The sequence below is a fragment of the Enterobacter sp. RIT637 genome (assembly GCF_019718755.1).
Classification (GTDB): Bacteria; Pseudomonadota; Gammaproteobacteria; order Enterobacterales; family Enterobacteriaceae; genus Enterobacter.
Window position 1 is genome coordinate 343,163 of the sequence record NZ_JAIHAZ010000002.1, and the last position, 15,852, is coordinate 359,014.

Annotated in this window: 21 protein-coding genes; 1 reads left to right on the plus strand and 20 read right to left on the minus strand. The window is 52.9% G+C overall.

All coding sequences use genetic code 11. The features are described 5' to 3' along the window. Nucleotides 1–2: 2 nt before the first annotated feature. The 5 genes from K5E19_RS05190 to K5E19_RS05210 are packed head-to-tail and all read right to left on the minus strand — an operon-like array spanning nucleotide 3 to nucleotide 4,672. The gene (locus K5E19_RS05190) at nucleotides 3–2,453 is read right to left on the minus strand and encodes a phage tail tape measure protein (RefSeq protein WP_221550279.1); all 2,451 of its coding nucleotides are present in this window, start codon (nucleotides 2,451–2,453) and stop codon (nucleotides 3–5) included. Continuing rightward, entirely contained in the window at nucleotides 2,443–2,565 is a 123-nt protein-coding gene (locus tag K5E19_RS05195) for a GpE family phage tail protein (protein ID WP_032658721.1), read from the minus strand. The genes K5E19_RS05190 and K5E19_RS05195 overlap by 11 nt, the downstream gene beginning before the upstream one ends. A gap of 32 nt (nucleotides 2,566–2,597) precedes the next feature. Next, on the minus strand, nucleotides 2,598–2,891 hold the full coding sequence (locus K5E19_RS05200; RefSeq protein WP_221550280.1) for a phage tail assembly protein: 294 nt from the start codon (nucleotides 2,889–2,891) through the stop codon (nucleotides 2,598–2,600). A 56-nt stretch (nucleotides 2,892–2,947) separates the two neighbouring features. Then, nucleotides 2,948–3,466, minus strand: a complete 519-nt coding sequence (locus K5E19_RS05205) for a phage major tail tube protein (RefSeq protein ID WP_221550281.1) — start codon at nucleotides 3,464–3,466, stop codon at nucleotides 2,948–2,950. A 12-nt stretch (nucleotides 3,467–3,478) separates the two neighbouring features. After that, complete coding sequence (locus tag K5E19_RS05210) at nucleotides 3,479–4,672, minus strand: phage tail sheath protein (RefSeq protein WP_221550282.1); 1,194 nt, start codon at nucleotides 4,670–4,672, stop codon at nucleotides 3,479–3,481. A gap of 228 nt (nucleotides 4,673–4,900) precedes the next feature. Between K5E19_RS05210 and K5E19_RS24205 the strand changes: the two genes are divergently transcribed. Continuing rightward, nucleotides 4,901–5,023, plus strand: coding sequence for a hypothetical protein (locus K5E19_RS24205; RefSeq protein ID WP_260411646.1), 123 nt, complete (start codon nucleotides 4,901–4,903; stop codon nucleotides 5,021–5,023). A 23-nt stretch (nucleotides 5,024–5,046) separates the two neighbouring features. On the opposite strand, the gene K5E19_RS05215 is transcribed toward K5E19_RS24205, so the two are convergent. The 15 genes from K5E19_RS05215 to K5E19_RS05280 form a co-directional block, all read right to left on the minus strand. Next, nucleotides 5,047–5,562, minus strand: coding sequence for a tail fiber assembly protein (locus K5E19_RS05215; RefSeq protein ID WP_221550283.1), 516 nt, complete (start codon nucleotides 5,560–5,562; stop codon nucleotides 5,047–5,049). 2 nt (nucleotides 5,563–5,564) lie between these two features. Continuing rightward, nucleotides 5,565–7,493, minus strand: coding sequence for a phage tail protein (locus K5E19_RS24210; protein ID WP_260411647.1), 1,929 nt, complete (start codon nucleotides 7,491–7,493; stop codon nucleotides 5,565–5,567). A gap of 11 nt (nucleotides 7,494–7,504) precedes the next feature. Beyond that, nucleotides 7,505–8,035, minus strand: a complete 531-nt coding sequence (locus K5E19_RS05225; RefSeq protein WP_221550503.1) for a phage tail protein I — start codon at nucleotides 8,033–8,035, stop codon at nucleotides 7,505–7,507. After that, a complete protein-coding gene (locus tag K5E19_RS05230; RefSeq protein WP_221550284.1) occupies nucleotides 8,028–8,936 on the minus strand; it encodes a baseplate assembly protein in 909 nt (302 codons plus the stop codon). Before K5E19_RS05230 ends, K5E19_RS05225 begins: the two co-directional genes overlap by 8 nt. A gap of 5 nt (nucleotides 8,937–8,941) precedes the next feature. Next, on the minus strand, nucleotides 8,942–9,292 hold the full coding sequence (locus tag K5E19_RS05235) for a GPW/gp25 family protein (RefSeq protein WP_221550285.1): 351 nt from the start codon (nucleotides 9,290–9,292) through the stop codon (nucleotides 8,942–8,944). Beyond that, entirely contained in the window at nucleotides 9,289–9,930 is a 642-nt protein-coding gene (locus tag K5E19_RS05240) for a phage baseplate assembly protein V (protein WP_221550286.1), read from the minus strand. Before K5E19_RS05240 ends, K5E19_RS05235 begins: the two co-directional genes overlap by 4 nt. A 182-nt stretch (nucleotides 9,931–10,112) precedes the next feature. Further along, nucleotides 10,113–12,731: a TrlF family AAA-like ATPase gene (locus K5E19_RS05245; RefSeq protein WP_221550287.1), complete on the minus strand. Its 2,619-nt coding sequence runs from the start codon at nucleotides 12,729–12,731 to the stop codon at nucleotides 10,113–10,115. A 220-nt stretch (nucleotides 12,732–12,951) separates the two neighbouring features. Further along, the gene (locus K5E19_RS05250; protein WP_221550288.1) at nucleotides 12,952–13,398 is read right to left on the minus strand and encodes a phage virion morphogenesis protein; all 447 of its coding nucleotides are present in this window, start codon (nucleotides 13,396–13,398) and stop codon (nucleotides 12,952–12,954) included. Next, complete coding sequence (locus K5E19_RS05255; protein WP_221550289.1) at nucleotides 13,391–13,858, minus strand: phage tail protein; 468 nt, start codon at nucleotides 13,856–13,858, stop codon at nucleotides 13,391–13,393. Before K5E19_RS05255 ends, K5E19_RS05250 begins: the two co-directional genes overlap by 8 nt. Next, nucleotides 13,821–14,066 carry an Rz1-like lysis system protein LysC gene (gene lysC, locus K5E19_RS05260; RefSeq protein WP_260411648.1) on the minus strand — a complete coding sequence of 82 codons (246 nt, stop codon included), beginning with the start codon at nucleotides 14,064–14,066 and terminating at the stop codon, nucleotides 13,821–13,823. The genes K5E19_RS05255 and lysC overlap by 38 nt, the downstream gene beginning before the upstream one ends. Then, the gene (gene lysB, locus K5E19_RS24215) at nucleotides 13,954–14,379 is read right to left on the minus strand and encodes an Rz-like lysis system protein LysB (protein WP_260411649.1); all 426 of its coding nucleotides are present in this window, start codon (nucleotides 14,377–14,379) and stop codon (nucleotides 13,954–13,956) included. The genes lysC and lysB overlap by 113 nt, the downstream gene beginning before the upstream one ends. Next, entirely contained in the window at nucleotides 14,376–14,885 is a 510-nt protein-coding gene (locus K5E19_RS05265) for a lysozyme (protein WP_221550291.1), read from the minus strand. Before K5E19_RS05265 ends, lysB begins: the two co-directional genes overlap by 4 nt. Beyond that, nucleotides 14,869–15,090: a hypothetical protein gene (locus tag K5E19_RS05270; protein ID WP_014170137.1), complete on the minus strand. Its 222-nt coding sequence runs from the start codon at nucleotides 15,088–15,090 to the stop codon at nucleotides 14,869–14,871. The genes K5E19_RS05265 and K5E19_RS05270 overlap by 17 nt, the downstream gene beginning before the upstream one ends. Beyond that, nucleotides 15,081–15,284, minus strand: coding sequence for a tail protein X (locus K5E19_RS05275; protein ID WP_023209074.1), 204 nt, complete (start codon nucleotides 15,282–15,284; stop codon nucleotides 15,081–15,083). The genes K5E19_RS05270 and K5E19_RS05275 overlap by 10 nt, the downstream gene beginning before the upstream one ends. Next, nucleotides 15,284–15,790 carry a head completion/stabilization protein gene (locus tag K5E19_RS05280; protein ID WP_221550292.1) on the minus strand — a complete coding sequence of 169 codons (507 nt, stop codon included), beginning with the start codon at nucleotides 15,788–15,790 and terminating at the stop codon, nucleotides 15,284–15,286. The genes K5E19_RS05275 and K5E19_RS05280 overlap by 1 nt, the downstream gene beginning before the upstream one ends. Nucleotides 15,791–15,852 lie beyond the last annotated feature (62 nt).

Sequence of the window (15,852 nt, forward strand, 5' to 3'; positions counted from 1 at the left end):
CCTCATCCATCATGACGCATACTTGAGCGCTGACGCGCACGGTTTTGCTGGTCGAGTCTTTCGACGGCTTCGCGGAGCTGCCGGTCAAGGTCTGTACCCGGTGCGATGCCACCATGTAGGGTGATGTTATATTCTGGCTTGCTCTGGTCTACGTAGGTCTTCCCGGCAGGAACCGGCACCGGGTGATACCACTGAGAATCGCCAAAGAACGAGGTTGGTCTGATACTGGACTCTTTACCTGAACCCGTTGCCGCATTGGCTTTTGCGGCTTTCTGGTCAAGGTCGCTCGACTCTTTATTGATAACCCCTAGTTTCTCCAGCAGCCAGTTAACGCCGCCGCGCAGTTTGTTGAAACTATTAAGCGGTAACATCAGCGCGTCGGCCAGTGCCTTACCGAACAACACCCCCGCATTTTTACAGCTGTCGAGCGTCTCCTGTGTCGCTTTGACGGGCGCTATCAGGTCAGTGAACCACTGCCAGACCCCACGCAGTTTATCCATGAAAGAATCAAACACCGGCGCGAGCGGGGCAAAGATTTCCGCCACCGGCGCAAAGGCCGCTTTAAGCCCCTCGACCACACCCGAGAAGAAAGCGCTGATGGGCTCCCAGTATTTACGGATGAGCAGCGCACCGGCCACCACGGCAGCGATCACCGCGACCACCGGCAGACTGATTGCCCCTAATGCCGCGACAATGGCACTTCCGGCAGTAGTGAAAACGACGCTCAGCATGCCAGCAGCAGCGATAATCGCGTTTATTCCTGCGATGACAGGCCATGCAATCAGACCAATCCCGCCGAGCACCCCAACCAGCGCCAGCCCACCGGCGACAAGGTTAAACAGGGTTTGCGTCAGTTCTGGATTCGCTTTAGCCCATGCAGCCACCTTGCCGAGCCAGTTGGTCGCGGAAACCGTCAGGCGGCGCAGTGCTGAATCTTCTTTTTCGAAAACCTCAATCTGCAGGTCTTCCCATGCTGACTGCAGGTTTTTCAGATCGCCGTCTAGGTTGTCCGTCTGGATTTTCGCAATGTGCTCGGTCGTGCCTTTAGAATCCCGGATTTGCTGGCGCTTATTATCGAGCGAGCCATCACCGGCAGCGGCGACGAGTTTAATCGCCCCTTTCATGGCCTCCTCACCAAAGATGACTTTCAAGTATTCGCCCTGCTCCGCCGTACCGAGTTTGTTTTTCGCAAAGGACTTGTGAATATCTTTGAGGATTTTCTCGACCGGCAGCATGTTCCCTTTGCTGTCGCGGGTTTTCACGCCTAATTCGGCAATGGCGTCAACGGCCCTACCCATGGGGGCTTGCAGGCGGTTGAAAATGGCACTCGCGCCCGTACCGGCCATCGAGCCTTTAATCCCGTTATCCGCCAGAATGCCGAGCATGGCGGTCGTGTCTCCGATACTCGCTCCTGCAGCCTCGGCAATTGGCGCAACATATTTCATCGCCTCGCCCAGCTCGACGAGGCCGGTGTTTGATGACGTAAAGCCTTTCGTTATCACATCCGCGACACGCTCAATCTCGGTGGTCGGCAGGTTAAATGCCGACTGCATGTTAGTGATAATGTCGGCGGCTTCTGCAATATCCACGTCGGCCGCGAGGCTCAGGTTTACGGTCGAACCGGTCGCAGCCAGCACGTCATCGGCGTTATAGCCCGAGCGTGCGAGCGTGGTCTGCGTGCGCGCTACATCACCCGGCGAAAAGGCGGTTGTCGCACCGATATCACGCGCCTGTTGACGAATGGCCGCGAGCTTATCGTCGCCCTTATCGAGCCCGAGGATCGCCTGCGTGCCTGACATCTGCTTATCAAAACCGATACCCGGCGCAATAAAGCGTGACGCACCATAAAGCCCGGCGGTCGCCACCCCGACGCCCACCATCCCGGCATTACGCGCACCGGCGGCGAGCTGTTGCCCGGATTCATAGCGGCTTTTTACCGCGCTGAGTCTGGCCTGTTGCTGACTGACGCGCGCCAGTGCATCACGTTGCCGGTTAAGCTGCGCGGTTGTCTCACTGATGCTGGATTTCAGACGGCTCTCGTCTGCCGACAGCGTGCGGGTATTTATCCCGGCCTGCGCGAGCTCGGTGCGCTGGCGCTGCACCGACTGCCTGAGCCCGTTATATTTGAGCTGCAGGTCAGCGGCGGATTTCTTTGCCGCCTCCATCGCGCGCGCCTGCGCGTTAGTGGGGTTTTCGGTGTTTTTAAACTGGACGGCCAGCGCTGCGGCCTCCTGTTTCGCTTTGTTAAGCGACTGACCGGTCACGGCAAGCTGTGCGCTCGCTTTCCTGAATCCGTCAATTCGGGACGCCTGCGCATTCAGATCGCGCAGGGTGTTTTGAGAAGTGCGGATATCGCCAGCAAGGGATTTACTGGCGTTCTGGATAGCTTTGAGCGGTCGGCTTGCCCGGTCTACTGCGTTAAGCAGCACCTCAAGTCTGACGTTATTGCTCATGGTGGTTTCCGCTTCGCTGCAGCGCCTTATCGCGCCATGTGATGAGCTCGGTCACGCTCAGGGAATTCAGCTCTGATGGCGGCCAGTGAAAAATCACCGCGATATCCGCCATCAGGTCATCGACCGAAAGGTTGTCGGGGAACGTCAGCGAGCCGAAGATGGCGACAAAAAACCGACCACCTTACCGGCGAACAAAATCAGGTCTGACGCTTCCAGACGCATGACCTCATGCTCGGTGAGCGCCGGGTACGTCATGCGCGGCAGCACCTTAATCAGCGCATCGACGTCAGAGTTTGCCAGCGTGGCCAGACTCACACCGCGCAGGGTTCCCGCGTTGGGTTTTGTGACGGTCACCTGCTCGATTTTCTGCTCGCCGCGCATGATGGGATTATCGAGGATCACTATGTTTGAGTTTTCGGTTTCGTTGATGTTTTCCATGATGTTGGTCTCGTCAAAGTTAAGTGACCGGCCAGCCTGACTGACCGGTTAAGGGGTTACAGGCCGATGGCCTTACGGTGTTCCGCCAGACGGTCGACGCCGTCGACTTTCATCACCATGTTGATGGCGTCAATCTCGATGACCTCTTTGCCGTCAATCGTGAGCTGGTAGTAAGTGCACTCGGTCGAGATTTTGGTCGTGCCGCTTTCGCCCTGTTTGTTTTCGCCGCCGTCATACTCTTTATGACGGCCACGCATGACCACCTCAACGGCAGAAATTGCGCCGGTGTCATCGCGCTGGTATGAGCCGGTAAAACGCAGCGGCACGCTATCCGCGCCCGGTGACGCGTACTGCGCCCACAGCTCGATATCAGGCAGACCGCCGAGCGTCCACTCAAGCGACAGCGCGTCATCATCGAGGCCGAGGTCAATCGACACCGATCCCGGCATCCCGCCGCCACGGTATTTCTCAAGCTTGCGGGTCAGCTTTGGCAGAGTGACGGATTCAACAACGCCCATGTAGCTGAGACCGTCGTTAAACATGTTCAGATATTTCAGTTTGCGTGGTAACGCCATGCTCTGAGCTCCTTAGCTGTTGACCGAGTCTGACAGGTTCGCCAGATAGGTATCGGTGATGCGCTGGCGCAGGGTCAGGTTTTCCAGCGGCGGGACGGGGGTGTAGTCGTAATCGATATACAATTTCCCCGCCTTGAGTGTTTCCATGCTGTTTGACTCCGGGTCGTACCAGCAGGAGCCGTCAACGATATAGCCGTTATTTTTCAGCTCGCGGAATTTCGCATTCATACCGGCGACGATGTCGCGGATAAGCGTTGCGGTGACGGGTTTGTCAATCGCCCACGCGTGCGCCTCCGCCATCGTGTCGGCCAGCACCTGCGCCGTGCGCGTGTAGTTTTCAAACAGGAAAAGCGGGTCATCTGAGCAGGTACGGTTGCCCCAGAATTTAAAGCCGTCGTTACGAATAAGCGTGGTGACACCGGCCTGATTAAGCAGGTTTGCGTCGGTGGCTTTCTCCTGCAAATCCCACGAGACCGAGGCGCTGACGCCGGTGACGCCATTCACGCCGACGTTAGACAGCGTTTTGTGCCAGCCGGTCTCCTGGTCGATTTTGGCACGCAGGCCGAGCGCGCGGGCGGTCGCCCATGCAATATCGGTATCGTTCGCCGTGGTGTCCCATGCCAGAAAATCAGGGTGAATGACCATCAGCTCGCGCTGGCTGAAATTCTTACGGTAGGCAATGGCTTCGGAAATGGTCTTGCAGCCCCACGCGCTGATATAGCCAAACGCGCGCAGGCTCTGACAGGTCGCCGCGATCGCGGTCGCCACTTCCTGAGAATCCAGCCCCGGCACGCCGAGAATGCGCGGCTTAACGCCGGTCACGGTTTTTGCACCCAGCAGCGCTTTAAGGCCGGTGTATTTGCCGTTTTCGTCGGTGGTGCCGATGATGTTGGAAATGGTCTCTTTCTGCGCCGCTCCCGGGTCTTCCGGGTCGTCGATACCTTCGGCAACGCGCACAACCACAACGACCGGCTTGCACTGGTCGACAATGGCCTGCAGGGATTTTGACAGAGTGCCAAGTTTACCGGCCTTACCGATAGCGTTCTGCACGCTGGTAATCAGCACCGGCTCATTAAGCGGGAATGTTGAGTCGTCAGCATCGCTGGCCGTGCAGACCATGCCGATGATGGCTGTAGAAACGGTGGAAATGGTGCGGGTGCCATCGTTAATCTCGATGACCTCGACGCCGTGATGATAGTCGCTCATCCGTTTAACTCCGTGGTGAAGGGGTGCAACTATTTTCTGCTGTGTGTGAGGAGTGAGAAACGAAAGACCGTTGGGGGAGTGACAGCACAACGCGCAGTGACCGGTTGCCGTGTGAGGAAAGGGTTGTTGATCGTTATCAGCGATCAATAACGGTTAATTGATCGCTGATAACCATTATCAATGAGTGGGTATTGTCGCTATCGTTGCGCCATTAACGAGGGAGCGAGAATGACAATTTTACTCTGGGTTGTTGGTGGTCTGACTGCATGGTGTTTCTTTGGCTTTTGCTGGCTCAGGCTGTTTGCCGGTGATGAAACAGAAAATGACTATGAAGAATGCCCCTACGACTAAACCCGCTTAACGCGGGTTTTTTATTAGCTTTTGGAGGGTGGCTCAGGCCATACAATGTCTTCGGGCTTACTGGTATCAACCCTGTATAGTAATACCCGGTATCTCTTCCACGCCGATAAGCTGGCCTTTTCAGCATCAGTAGCCATCGACTCATCGACGGCACCCTGCAGAATGGAAATGGTAAGCCCCGCATCCTCAATGAGCTGCTTTTGTGTTTGTTCGGCAAGCGTTGCCGCATCAGGCCGGATATCATAAAAAACGCCGTCCGCGTATTGGAAATTCCCTGACACATCATCTGGCACGTTCAGGGGATCGACCTCATAGACGTTACGCCCTTCCGCCATACCCATATACGAAACATCCTTTTCATAAGCGATGACAATCCCGTCATCATCCAGAGAGACCGCGCCTTTCCAGCCCGTTAAGGTTTCATACCAGTCCCGGCCATGCACATCCTGAAAATAAAGTCCGGTACGCATTACGCCGTTTATTTCAGCATGTTCATATTTATAAATAACCGGATTAATAAACGTGTCCATATCTAATCCCCGAGGTTAACCCATGCGCCAGTTTGTTTATTCAGGTATTGCATTTGACGGAAATAAACGCCGAGCTTGCGGCCATCACTTCTGCCGTTCATTTGAATTCCTGTCACTACGCAGCCAGCAGGTGATTCCCAGTTATCAAACCACGTATCAGTCGGGTTTCGGATTTGTTGACCACCCCGGCGGATACCGTTGACAATCCCATAGCGCGCATCCGTCTCAGCCTTCGTGTAAGATGCACCGACTAACGCATAATTACCTTTTAACTGATAACGCCCGTCGCTTTCTGCTTTGGTGTAAGCAGTTCCTGTAGGCGTGTAGTTGCCTTTAGGCTGAAAACGCCCGTCACTCTCTGTTTTGGTATACGCACCGGTTTTCGCCATATATCCGGCATCAGATTGCGTTTTAGTGTAATAACGGGCGTCAAAATACCCGAAGTCAGATAAATTGAGTTTGCTGATTATCACTTCGCCATTGCTGACACTCACGCGGAATGGCCTCAGGGCGTTGTAGTTCCCCCACGGGTCATCTTTGTTTGTCAGCATCAAATAAAGATTTGCGCCATCATTTCGCCAGAACGTCCCATAACCGCCATATCCAATGCGGAAACTATTGGCATTAGAGCTTTGCTGCTCCGCGCTACTGCGCACAATTCCTGTTACACCGGTGCTCCCGGCAAGGGGAATCGCACCTACATCAACTGCACTGGGTTTATTTGCCGCGTCATACTGTTTTATCCAGGCTGACCACGTTCCGCTATATAACGAGCGGATGTAGGCGCGAGAACTGTTATAGAGCCGGTAAATCTGCGTAATACCTGCATGTTTATAAACCTCAAGCGAGCCTGCAGCAGTCTCAGGGTAGTTTTTGCCAGTTTGCGCCTGCGCGTTTGCAGGCTGGTAATACAGCCCCGGCGTGGTGTAGGCGTTTAAGTCCTCAGCATTACCAATCCCCACAGCCTGACCGTTAAAGATATCCTGCGCGGTAATATTGATATCGGTACTCAGCGCCCGGCCATTGACCTTACGCCCTGACGGTACCCGCCCGTTAGCATTGTCGTTTGCGGCTTTAACGGCTTTCGGCGTCGCTGCCAGCGTCTCCGACGTGCTGTCGGTCGCGCTGCTGAGCTGGACGATCCCCTTTTGCGCCGTGGTGGCGTCCTGAGCCGTGTATTTCCCTTTCGCAAGGTCATACGCCGCCTTAACCGCTTTCGGCGTCGCTGCGACGCTCTCAGACGTGCTGTCGGTCGCGTTGCTGAGCTGGACGATACCCTTTTGCGCCGTGGTGGCGTCCTGAGCAGTGTATTTCCCTTTCGCAAGGTCATACGCCGCCTTAACCGCTTTCGGCGTCGCTGCGACGCTCTCAGACGCGCTGTCGGTCGCGCTGCTTAGCTGAGTAAAGCCCTTTGCGGTGAGCGTGGCGTCAGGATGGCGGCGGGACTGCTCATGCTCCGCGAGCCTGTCGTCGACGTAGTCCTGCGTTGCCATCACCGTTGTGGTATCAATCGTCAGCTCGACTGACTCGATGTCGCTCACCATGATAACCATACGCACGGTCTGCGCGCGCCCTGAGCCCTCTGCGAGCGCTGGCTTGTAGCTTTCGGCCATATTGCCGACCGCAATCAGTGTGCCGGTGTCATCATAGAGCCCGAGCTCGCGCATCCAGAAACCGCCGGTCTCCGGCGGGATAAGCAGCTCCGCCACGACGTAATTTTTATTTTTTCTGTCCTGGCTGATTTTGTTCAGCGCGTGACGCCAGACCTCTTTGACGAGTTTTGTCTGGTTCGGGTCAGGCACCGGCAGCGTGCCGCCACCGTCACCCACGGCCATTGCCGTCAGATTCACCTTTTTCCCGTCCGGGAGGGTCGCTGCAGCCAGCTTGATTGCACCGGCTTTGGTGATGACCGTTTTGTATTTCACTGTCATTGTGCTCTCACTTATCCGGGGTAAACCGTGATGATGTCGCCGTCATAGGACAGAGCGCCGGTGTAGAGGTAGCCGGGGATGTCCTGAACAATATTGAGGCCGATTAAATGGCGGCTGGCTGGCTTTGCATCGGCAATAAGCCGCTCCATTTCGTAATACATTTCTTCGGTGATGCCGGTCTCTAACACACCGATATCGAGGCGAAACGTGCCGGGCTGGTCGTTGGTCTCCCACCACTCAGAGATGTTAATCAGATAGCCGAGCGGCTCCACCACGCGGCGCACTGCGCCAATCGTCCCCTTGTGCGCGTGGATATACCTCGCCGCGCGGATCACTTCCCGTTTTGTGGCCTCCGGCCAGCTCTCATCCCAGCGGTCAACGGAAAACGCCCACGCCAGCCACGGCAGCAGGTTTGCCGGGCAGTCGTCAGGGCTCCAGAGACGGCGCAGGGGAACGGGGGTGTTTTCGATTTCAGCGCAGGCGCGCGCGGCGGCAACCTCCAGCGGCGAGGAGCCCACCGGCAACAGGCGGGTGTCATTCATCATTACCCCCTATGGTGACGCTGTACTCGCTGCACAATGAAGCCTGCGTGTCATCGAGCACAATGTCGGCCACCGGCGCGGCCAGCTCGACGCGTTGCACGCCCTCGACGTGAAGCGCCGCATAGATGGCAGATTTACGGATGTCACGCCCGAGCCGGTGCTGCGCGCTGATATATGCCTGCAGCTTTGCTTTTGCCGCACTGAGCACCGGCTCGCTTTCGGGACCGGGGTAAAGGTAAAGCGATGCGATGATTTTATAGTCGACGATTTTTGCTGACTGCACGGTCACGCGGTCGGCAACCGGCCGGACGTCCTCGTCGTTAAGTGCAGTGCGCACGATGGCGAGCAGTTCGTCAGAGGCCACGCCGTTATTTTCACGCGACAGCACAGACACGGTCACACACGCAGGCTCGGGACTGATGACGGAAATATCCGCGACACGCCCGTCGGCGCTGCGGCCATGAAACTGATATGCGCCGGTTGAGCCTGCGGTACTTAGCCCCTCAGGGGCTTGCTGGATACGCAGGCGATAGTCGGTGTCCGATTCCATCACGGCTGGCGTGGGCGGAAACGTCGTGTCGTCTGCCGGGGTAATAACGAGTCGTGGGACGTTGGAATTTGCCCCTATCTGGTCGAGGTCGCTCCCGGCAGCGTAAGCCAGCATGACCGCACGCGCGGCCTCGTTGACGCGCTGTCGCCAGATAACTTCCCGATAGGCGTTTTCCTGCAGCACTTTAACAATCGGTTCTGATTCGAGCGTCAGGGTGCGCGCGACGGCCTCCTGTTGTTCTTCTGGGTATAACGAGACGAGCGTTGCCTTGCGTTCGCTCAGGATGCTCTCATAGTCCAGCACTTCCACGACATCGGGCGCGGCGAGCTGGTTCAGGTCAACAATTGCCATAGCGTTTAACTCAGTGGAATGGTGAGGGAAAAGGGCTGGTCGTTAGCCGCGCGCGTGCCGGTGATGTCGACATACAGCCCGCCGTCATCCTCCGACCGCTCAAAGGTGATGCTCGTCAGGCTGACGCGGGGCTCCCATTTCTGGATCGCGGAATAACACGCGGCCATAATCTGCAGGCGCAGCGCCCTGGTCTGCGGCTGGTCAATCAGCGCCGACAGGAGCGAGCCGTATTCACGGCGCATGACGCGCGAGCCAATCGGCGTAACCAGAATGTCGCGCACGCTTTGCCTGATATGCTCGACCTCAGAGATACTGAGGCCGGTCTGGCTGTTCATTCCCAGATAACGCACCGTCATTTAGTGCCCTCCGTCCAGCTTCCACCCCGCTCGACGCCGCCGTGGTCGTGGTCATCCACCTGCACGCCGTTTGAGGTAAATGTTCCGCCGGTGTGCTCGATGTCGCCGGTCATCTTCCCGCCTTTCTGCACTTCGAGCGTGCCGGTCGTCAGCTTGTTGGTGCACACCACCTCGGGTGTGTCGAGCGTGATGCGGGTTTCCGCTTTCACCAGTACCAGCGGCACGGTCGCCGTAATGGAATCCGACGCGGTGACATCGGCGGTTTTGATACCGGACACGGTGAGCGCCCCGATTTCGGGCTCGTACTCGATAACCGCCCCGTCAGGAAAGGCGACATGAAACGCATCAGGTGAGGTCGAGGGCGCGGGATGGTCGTCAGAGAAAATGCCCGGCAGCACAAAGGCCGTATCGAGCTCGCCGCCGATGGCCAGCAATAACACCTGCTCACCGACCGAGGGAGCCCACCACACGCGGGAGCGACCGGCGCGAGAGGTGAGCCAGTTAAGCCAAGTGGTTTGCATACCGCCGGTCTGGACTCGACACAGCCCCTCGTCGAGGTCAACGTCGGTCACAATGCCGGTGCGGATAAGATTGCGGATCGCGCGTGCGATTTCCTGCAGAGAATTTAGATTATTCATGGGGAAAGGATGCCGCCGGGCAAGGCCAGCGGCAATTTAGGCAGGTTTTGTGACAGTTGACACAACTAGGAAGATATAATCAACATAAAAGGAAAGATCATTTCAGAAATCATTGCGAGCTAAATTTTATTTTTAGCTCGCATTATTTAATACAAAATGATCATTATCCTTTATATTTCGAGTTAAATTCTATAGATTGCCTTACGTGTTGCAAACGCTCGCTTACCACCTTCAAGTATCTCACAACAGTGATCTTGCGTTTTGAGGTTATCTATCGATCCTAGACTAGATATTGTTGATTTATCATTAGATCCTACAAGAGGAATAACTAGCTCTGCATCCCCCAGCACACCAATATTTGAATTATGAGTCACAACAATTATCTGGCGCTTTTCTTTACACTTCCTAAGGTTGGCAACAACACTATTAAAAATAAATTCAGAATCAAGATTATCTTCCGGCTGATCAATAATAAGAGGAAGACAACTATCTGATTGAATCAATATAGAAAGCATAATAGATTGCTGCTGCCCAAGACTAAGCTCACTTATATCTTTTACTGAAGCATTACCATTTTCTTTATCATGACGAGTGACGATTAACTCTGGTCTTTCCTTGAATGAAATTGAAATAACCCTCTCCAATACTAGCCCTGTAAACTTTCCAGCTATTTCTTGTATATCCGTTTTATCGAACTGAAGCTCCTCCAAAAAATCATATTTTCTTAGTCTCATTTTATTATAGAAATCAAGAGGAGATATTGCATTTGCGATCTTTTCACTATTAGCGCGTCTGTACCACCCCATGACTTGCTTTATATACGAAGAAAAATCTGGCGACATGAACCCAGTGCCTATTTTTGCGGTAACAAATAACCCACCAACAGATTCAGAAAGATCTTTGTTTATTCTAGTGCAAAAAACCATACGAGCATTATGAATCTGAGTGTTTATTGACTTCCTTTTTTTAAATAATTCCAAACGCTCCTGCTTTTTACTCACCAACTCTTTTTCAGCTCGTTCAATATCTTTGATGCGTCGTTCTAAATTATTTATTTCGGAAGAAAGTCTAACAAATACACCTTCATCATATGGAATCTTATCTTCATCTAACTTTTTCTTTATTGCATCTATTTTATCTTTCGCACCTTTTTCCTTCCGACGCCACTCTTGAACCTCAGTTCGAAGCATACCTAACTTTTCGGTAAGCTCTCTATTCAATTCACTCTGATAATGATCAACAGCGTCAGAAAATGATTTAATCACCTCCATTACTTTGGCTATATGTTCGGAGCCAACGTGAACTTTTGAAACATCAAACTCAAGCAAACTGTTAATGTCACTTTTATCTGACAACACTTGCTCATATTTATTTTTTAAACCACCCAGCGATTTCTCCAATTCAGTTCTTAAGGCTTCCTCCTCAATCAAACAAGAGTGCATCCTCATAAGCTCACCTACCCTCTGCTTCTCATAAGCCTCTTTTTTACTCTGAAGCAATGCTAACTCTTTTTTAATCTCAGTTTTTTGAGACACCTCATTTGTAAGCCTCTCTAAATAACCGTAGTTAGTTATTAGCTGAGTTATCGTAAATTCATCATCCCTTTTAAAATTATCAACACTTACAAAGCCATCAAAAAAACCAAGTAATTTTTCATCTTTTTCATCGCGTTCCACGTTATTAGCAAACGTGGTAAAGCCTTGAGAATATGCTTCTACAGGAATAATGACTTGAACATTTTCCCCTTGCTCATTAAAAGTTTCTAGCCTTCCATGCTCAAGTATACAATTGAACTCCTGCCCAGCTTCATCTTCATATTTCAGCTCAATTCTCTCAGGCCACACACTACTTTTTTGAATATTAGTGGTAGATACAGGATTATTTGAAGCCTCTTGGATGGCAGTAATCAACGTGGACTTTCCAGTGCCCCTACCACCGATGATACAATTCATATTATTTCTTAATTCAAAATGAATTCCATCAAGTATCCCTCCTTTAGCTTTAAACTCCTTAAAACGAGGGATGACCAGAGGAATTTCGTCTTCTAGCCTAACTCTCGAGTCATGACTAAGTAATGCAATCCTTAGACTGTTAAATGTTAACTCATCCATTTTGAAGCGTGTTAATCTTTCAGCACCAGCGGCGTTTTTCCCAAACGCATTCATTGAATGAGCATCAGAGGACATGACTTTTGCTAATTTATTTTTTTCAGGGAAATCAAGTTTTACATTTCGATTTCTCATCGCTACTTTCCTTTCGATCAAGTCATCATCCTCAGTGTAATAATGTACCGAACTGTGATGCTTGATCTCTAACGCAAGAATTCCTGGGTGTTGAAATGCAACATCAAATATCTCATTGAATTTACCAATTGTTTGTTCGAACCCTGACCCAACTTCTATATGAGCCAATATGCCAAACCCATCGTATTGCACTGCATATTCCATACAATCATGAATACCTTGATTGCAGAATTTTCTTGCTGTATCAAAACTTAACTTACCATAAAAATCTTCTAATTTTTGAGCTGTAGGAAAGTAAACCAATAAATGACCTTGCGTTGTTGATATCTCAACACCAGGAATCACTAATAGTTTTGTATCTGATGCCGCGATAACCGCCGCAATAGAGTTTTTAATATTATTATGGTCAGTAATACTTATAACAGAAAGATTTTTCTCAATTGCTTTGGTAACAATATTCTCAGGTGTCATCTGCTCATCAGTAACATCATATGACCCTCCCTGCCCAAAACTATGTATATGTAAATCACCTCTATGAAAGAATGCACCGTATGCCATAATTGCAAGTCCCTGTAGCGTATAAAATAGGAACCCAACTATAACCAAAGCAAACAAAAGTTGCATCAAATAGTAGCTTACATTAGCTACACTTCACATAAATGAGCTTTACCATCGTAGAGATGCCCCCTAAATACTAACTAAAAAATTCTTTTGCAATTACGGTTGCTTTTAACTTAACCCTTTATAACTAAATATTTTATATATGCTATTTTTTATATTATTTTAGAAACATCACAAGAAGCCTTTCTAAATCCTTTTTATCCTCGATACTGAATCCAAGTAAATGGCGTTCTGCATATTGTAAGTCCTTTGCGTAAGGGTTTGGCCGGTCTTTTAATCCGTACTGATGGATGCGCGCGATACGCTGCACTTTGCTGGTAAATTCCACCACGGCACTGTTTTTACGGCCACTGACTTTCATGTACCGGCTCGTGCGCAGTTTTTGAAACATCGCCCGTTTAATCCGCCCGGTCTTAGCTCTCAGCGGCTGACGCTTTCGCGCCTGATACGGTGAGCCGTCCGGTGCTTTCTGAAGCTTGATACGTTGCTGTTGCGACTTGCGCAGCTCCTTTGCTATCTCTCCGGCCAACTTACGGCGTGCAGCCGGTGACAGGGAAGCAATCAGACCGTTGAGCCTGTCGTCAAAGGGTTTAAATTCACTCATCCCATTTGCTCACCAATTCGCCGTTGATATAAAGCTCCTTTGGCCGGGTGACGGGCTCCGGCAGTGACGGCTCAGGGGCATAGCTGACATGCAGCGCACCGTTTTCCTCCTTGATGATGGTGCGCTCGGAGAGCTGCAGGCTGATGCTGATATCAACACTATCCTCGTCGTTCAAATCCATCTGGAAGCGGTAGCCCTTGTTGCGTCCCTCATCGAGCGTGCAGATATCCGGCTGGTTTTCCCTGAGCCATGCGGCCACCGGCACGAAAATCAGGTCAGGGTCGCCCACAAAGTCACACACGATCACATTCAGGTTATAAATTTTCTCGTGCGACAGCGAGGCCGCTAGACGCGCATCGATATTCCCCTCATCGGCAAAGATGCGCATCATTTCGGGGTTTGTTTCAAGCTGCGGAACGGCTTTAATCAGCGCTTCGCGCAGGCTTCGTGCTTTCTTCATCGAGTTTATCCTGACAGTCTTTGACGGTTTCAATCTGCAGCGCGCAGGCCGCGAGCGCGTGCTCAAGCCTGCGGATATCTGCACTCAGGTCGCCATTAACGACCGGATCGCTTTCCGGCATCGGGCAATAGCTCACCTTCGGGCAGGCGCTGTAAACAATGACCGGCGGAGGCGCAACCGGCGCGGGTGTGCAGCCTGCGCACAACATCAGGCAGCTTGTCGCTATACCAGCGGCGTAACGTTTCATTCTCATTAATCAGCCTCGTAATGGTTTCTTCCCGTCGCACGGCCATTGTACCGGCGGCGATTAACTCACCGCGTAAAGTGACCTGCGCGGTTTCGTTTTTCCTGGCAATTCCCTGCGAAACGGAAAGCTGATTTTTCAGCATCCCAATCACATTTTTCTGTTCAACTGCCACCTTGTTTGCCCGTTCAAAGGAGCGCATCAGGTTGCCGTTTTCATGGCGCTGCCAGAACACAACCGCCATCAGCGCGGCCAGTAAAAACAACATCACTTTCATTGAATCCCCCTGATGCAGTAGGCACGCTCACGCGCACGGCGGTTTTCCAGCCCTTTATTGATAGAGCCATTCACATAAACCCAACGGGTGAGCTGGTCGCACGCCTGCCGCCATTGATGACGCTTGATGTACGAGACCAGCGTTGAGCGGCAGGCCGCACCGGTTCCCACGTTGAATGAGAAGCTGACCAGCGCATCGTAAACCTGTTGCGGCATTTCCACCGGCGCGCAGACCGCGAGACGTTTCTCGACGTTCATCACATCCGCGACAAGGTTCGCCGCCGCCTGACGCTCGGTGATGTCCCCTTTCGGGACGACGCCTGCAGTGTGGCCGATGCCTGACGTCCACACTCCCGCGCTGCACTGGTAAGGCGTCAGGCGACAACCTTCGAGGTCGGCAATCAGCGCCAGCCCCTCGGGCGAGGTGTTAAGCAGACGAAAGTCAGGCATCAGCGCCGCCAGCGCCAGCACTGCGGCCACACTGCATTTTTTAACGATTGATTTCACGAATAGCCCCTTTATCGAGTCCGAGCGATGTCAGATAGAGGTACGTCTTGCGCTTAAACCAGTAGTTCGTCAGCGCGGTAAAAATGGCGCACCCGCCGCCCACGTAAAGCGCCATCTTTTCGGGTGAAATTGCCCCGAGATACGCCAGCGCAACGGCCAGCCAGTAGGCTATAAACGTGGTGATTTTTTCCATGCTCAGTCCCATAGATTCACCGTTTCGGTTCTGGCCGCGCTCTCGGTCTCGGGCAGCTCTATTGCCGTGCCGTGCGGCAGAATGACGCCGAGCTCGGACAGACCGGGATTCGCTTCTAAGACGGTTTCGACTACCCCCTCGGTGCGCCCGTAATACCGGGCACAAATGGCGTCGAGGGTGTCGCCCTGCAGCGCATACGCTTTCATCAGATTTGCCCCACAATACAGCGCGCTTTGTCCTGGATACGCGCCACTGACCAGCGCATATCCCGCCACATCTCATCGATAGTGCTGTCGATACTGTCGGCCTTTTTGTCGCCTTTGGCGGTCGCATCCACGCCGCGAAAGCGCTCATAGAGCGTGGCGGTCGTCATGGCACACACGGCGTTGAAATAGTGGAAAACGCGCACGCTCTCGCCGTCGAGCTGGTCGGTCGGGACATCCGACAGGGTTGCGTAACCGGCATCGAGCTGGCGCTCGCGCCATTCGCTCAGCTCCGCGTTCGTCTCCGCGATGGCGGTCTTAATCGCCCGGCGCAGGCGCACGGGGGAAACGGTCTGTTCTAACCGCATTTCCTCCCGCACGCGCTTCGGATCCACGTCAGGAAAAAACGGGGTGTTTTTGATTACCGGCTCGCTCACGCCCGGTGGCGGTATCACCACGCCCGGCACATCCTGCGGCTCTTGTTTTGGCTCAATAATCAGCGTCGTCATGACAACCTCGGGTAATGGGTGGGCGGTGGACGCCGTTCGCAGTCAGGGTAAGGAATACCCGC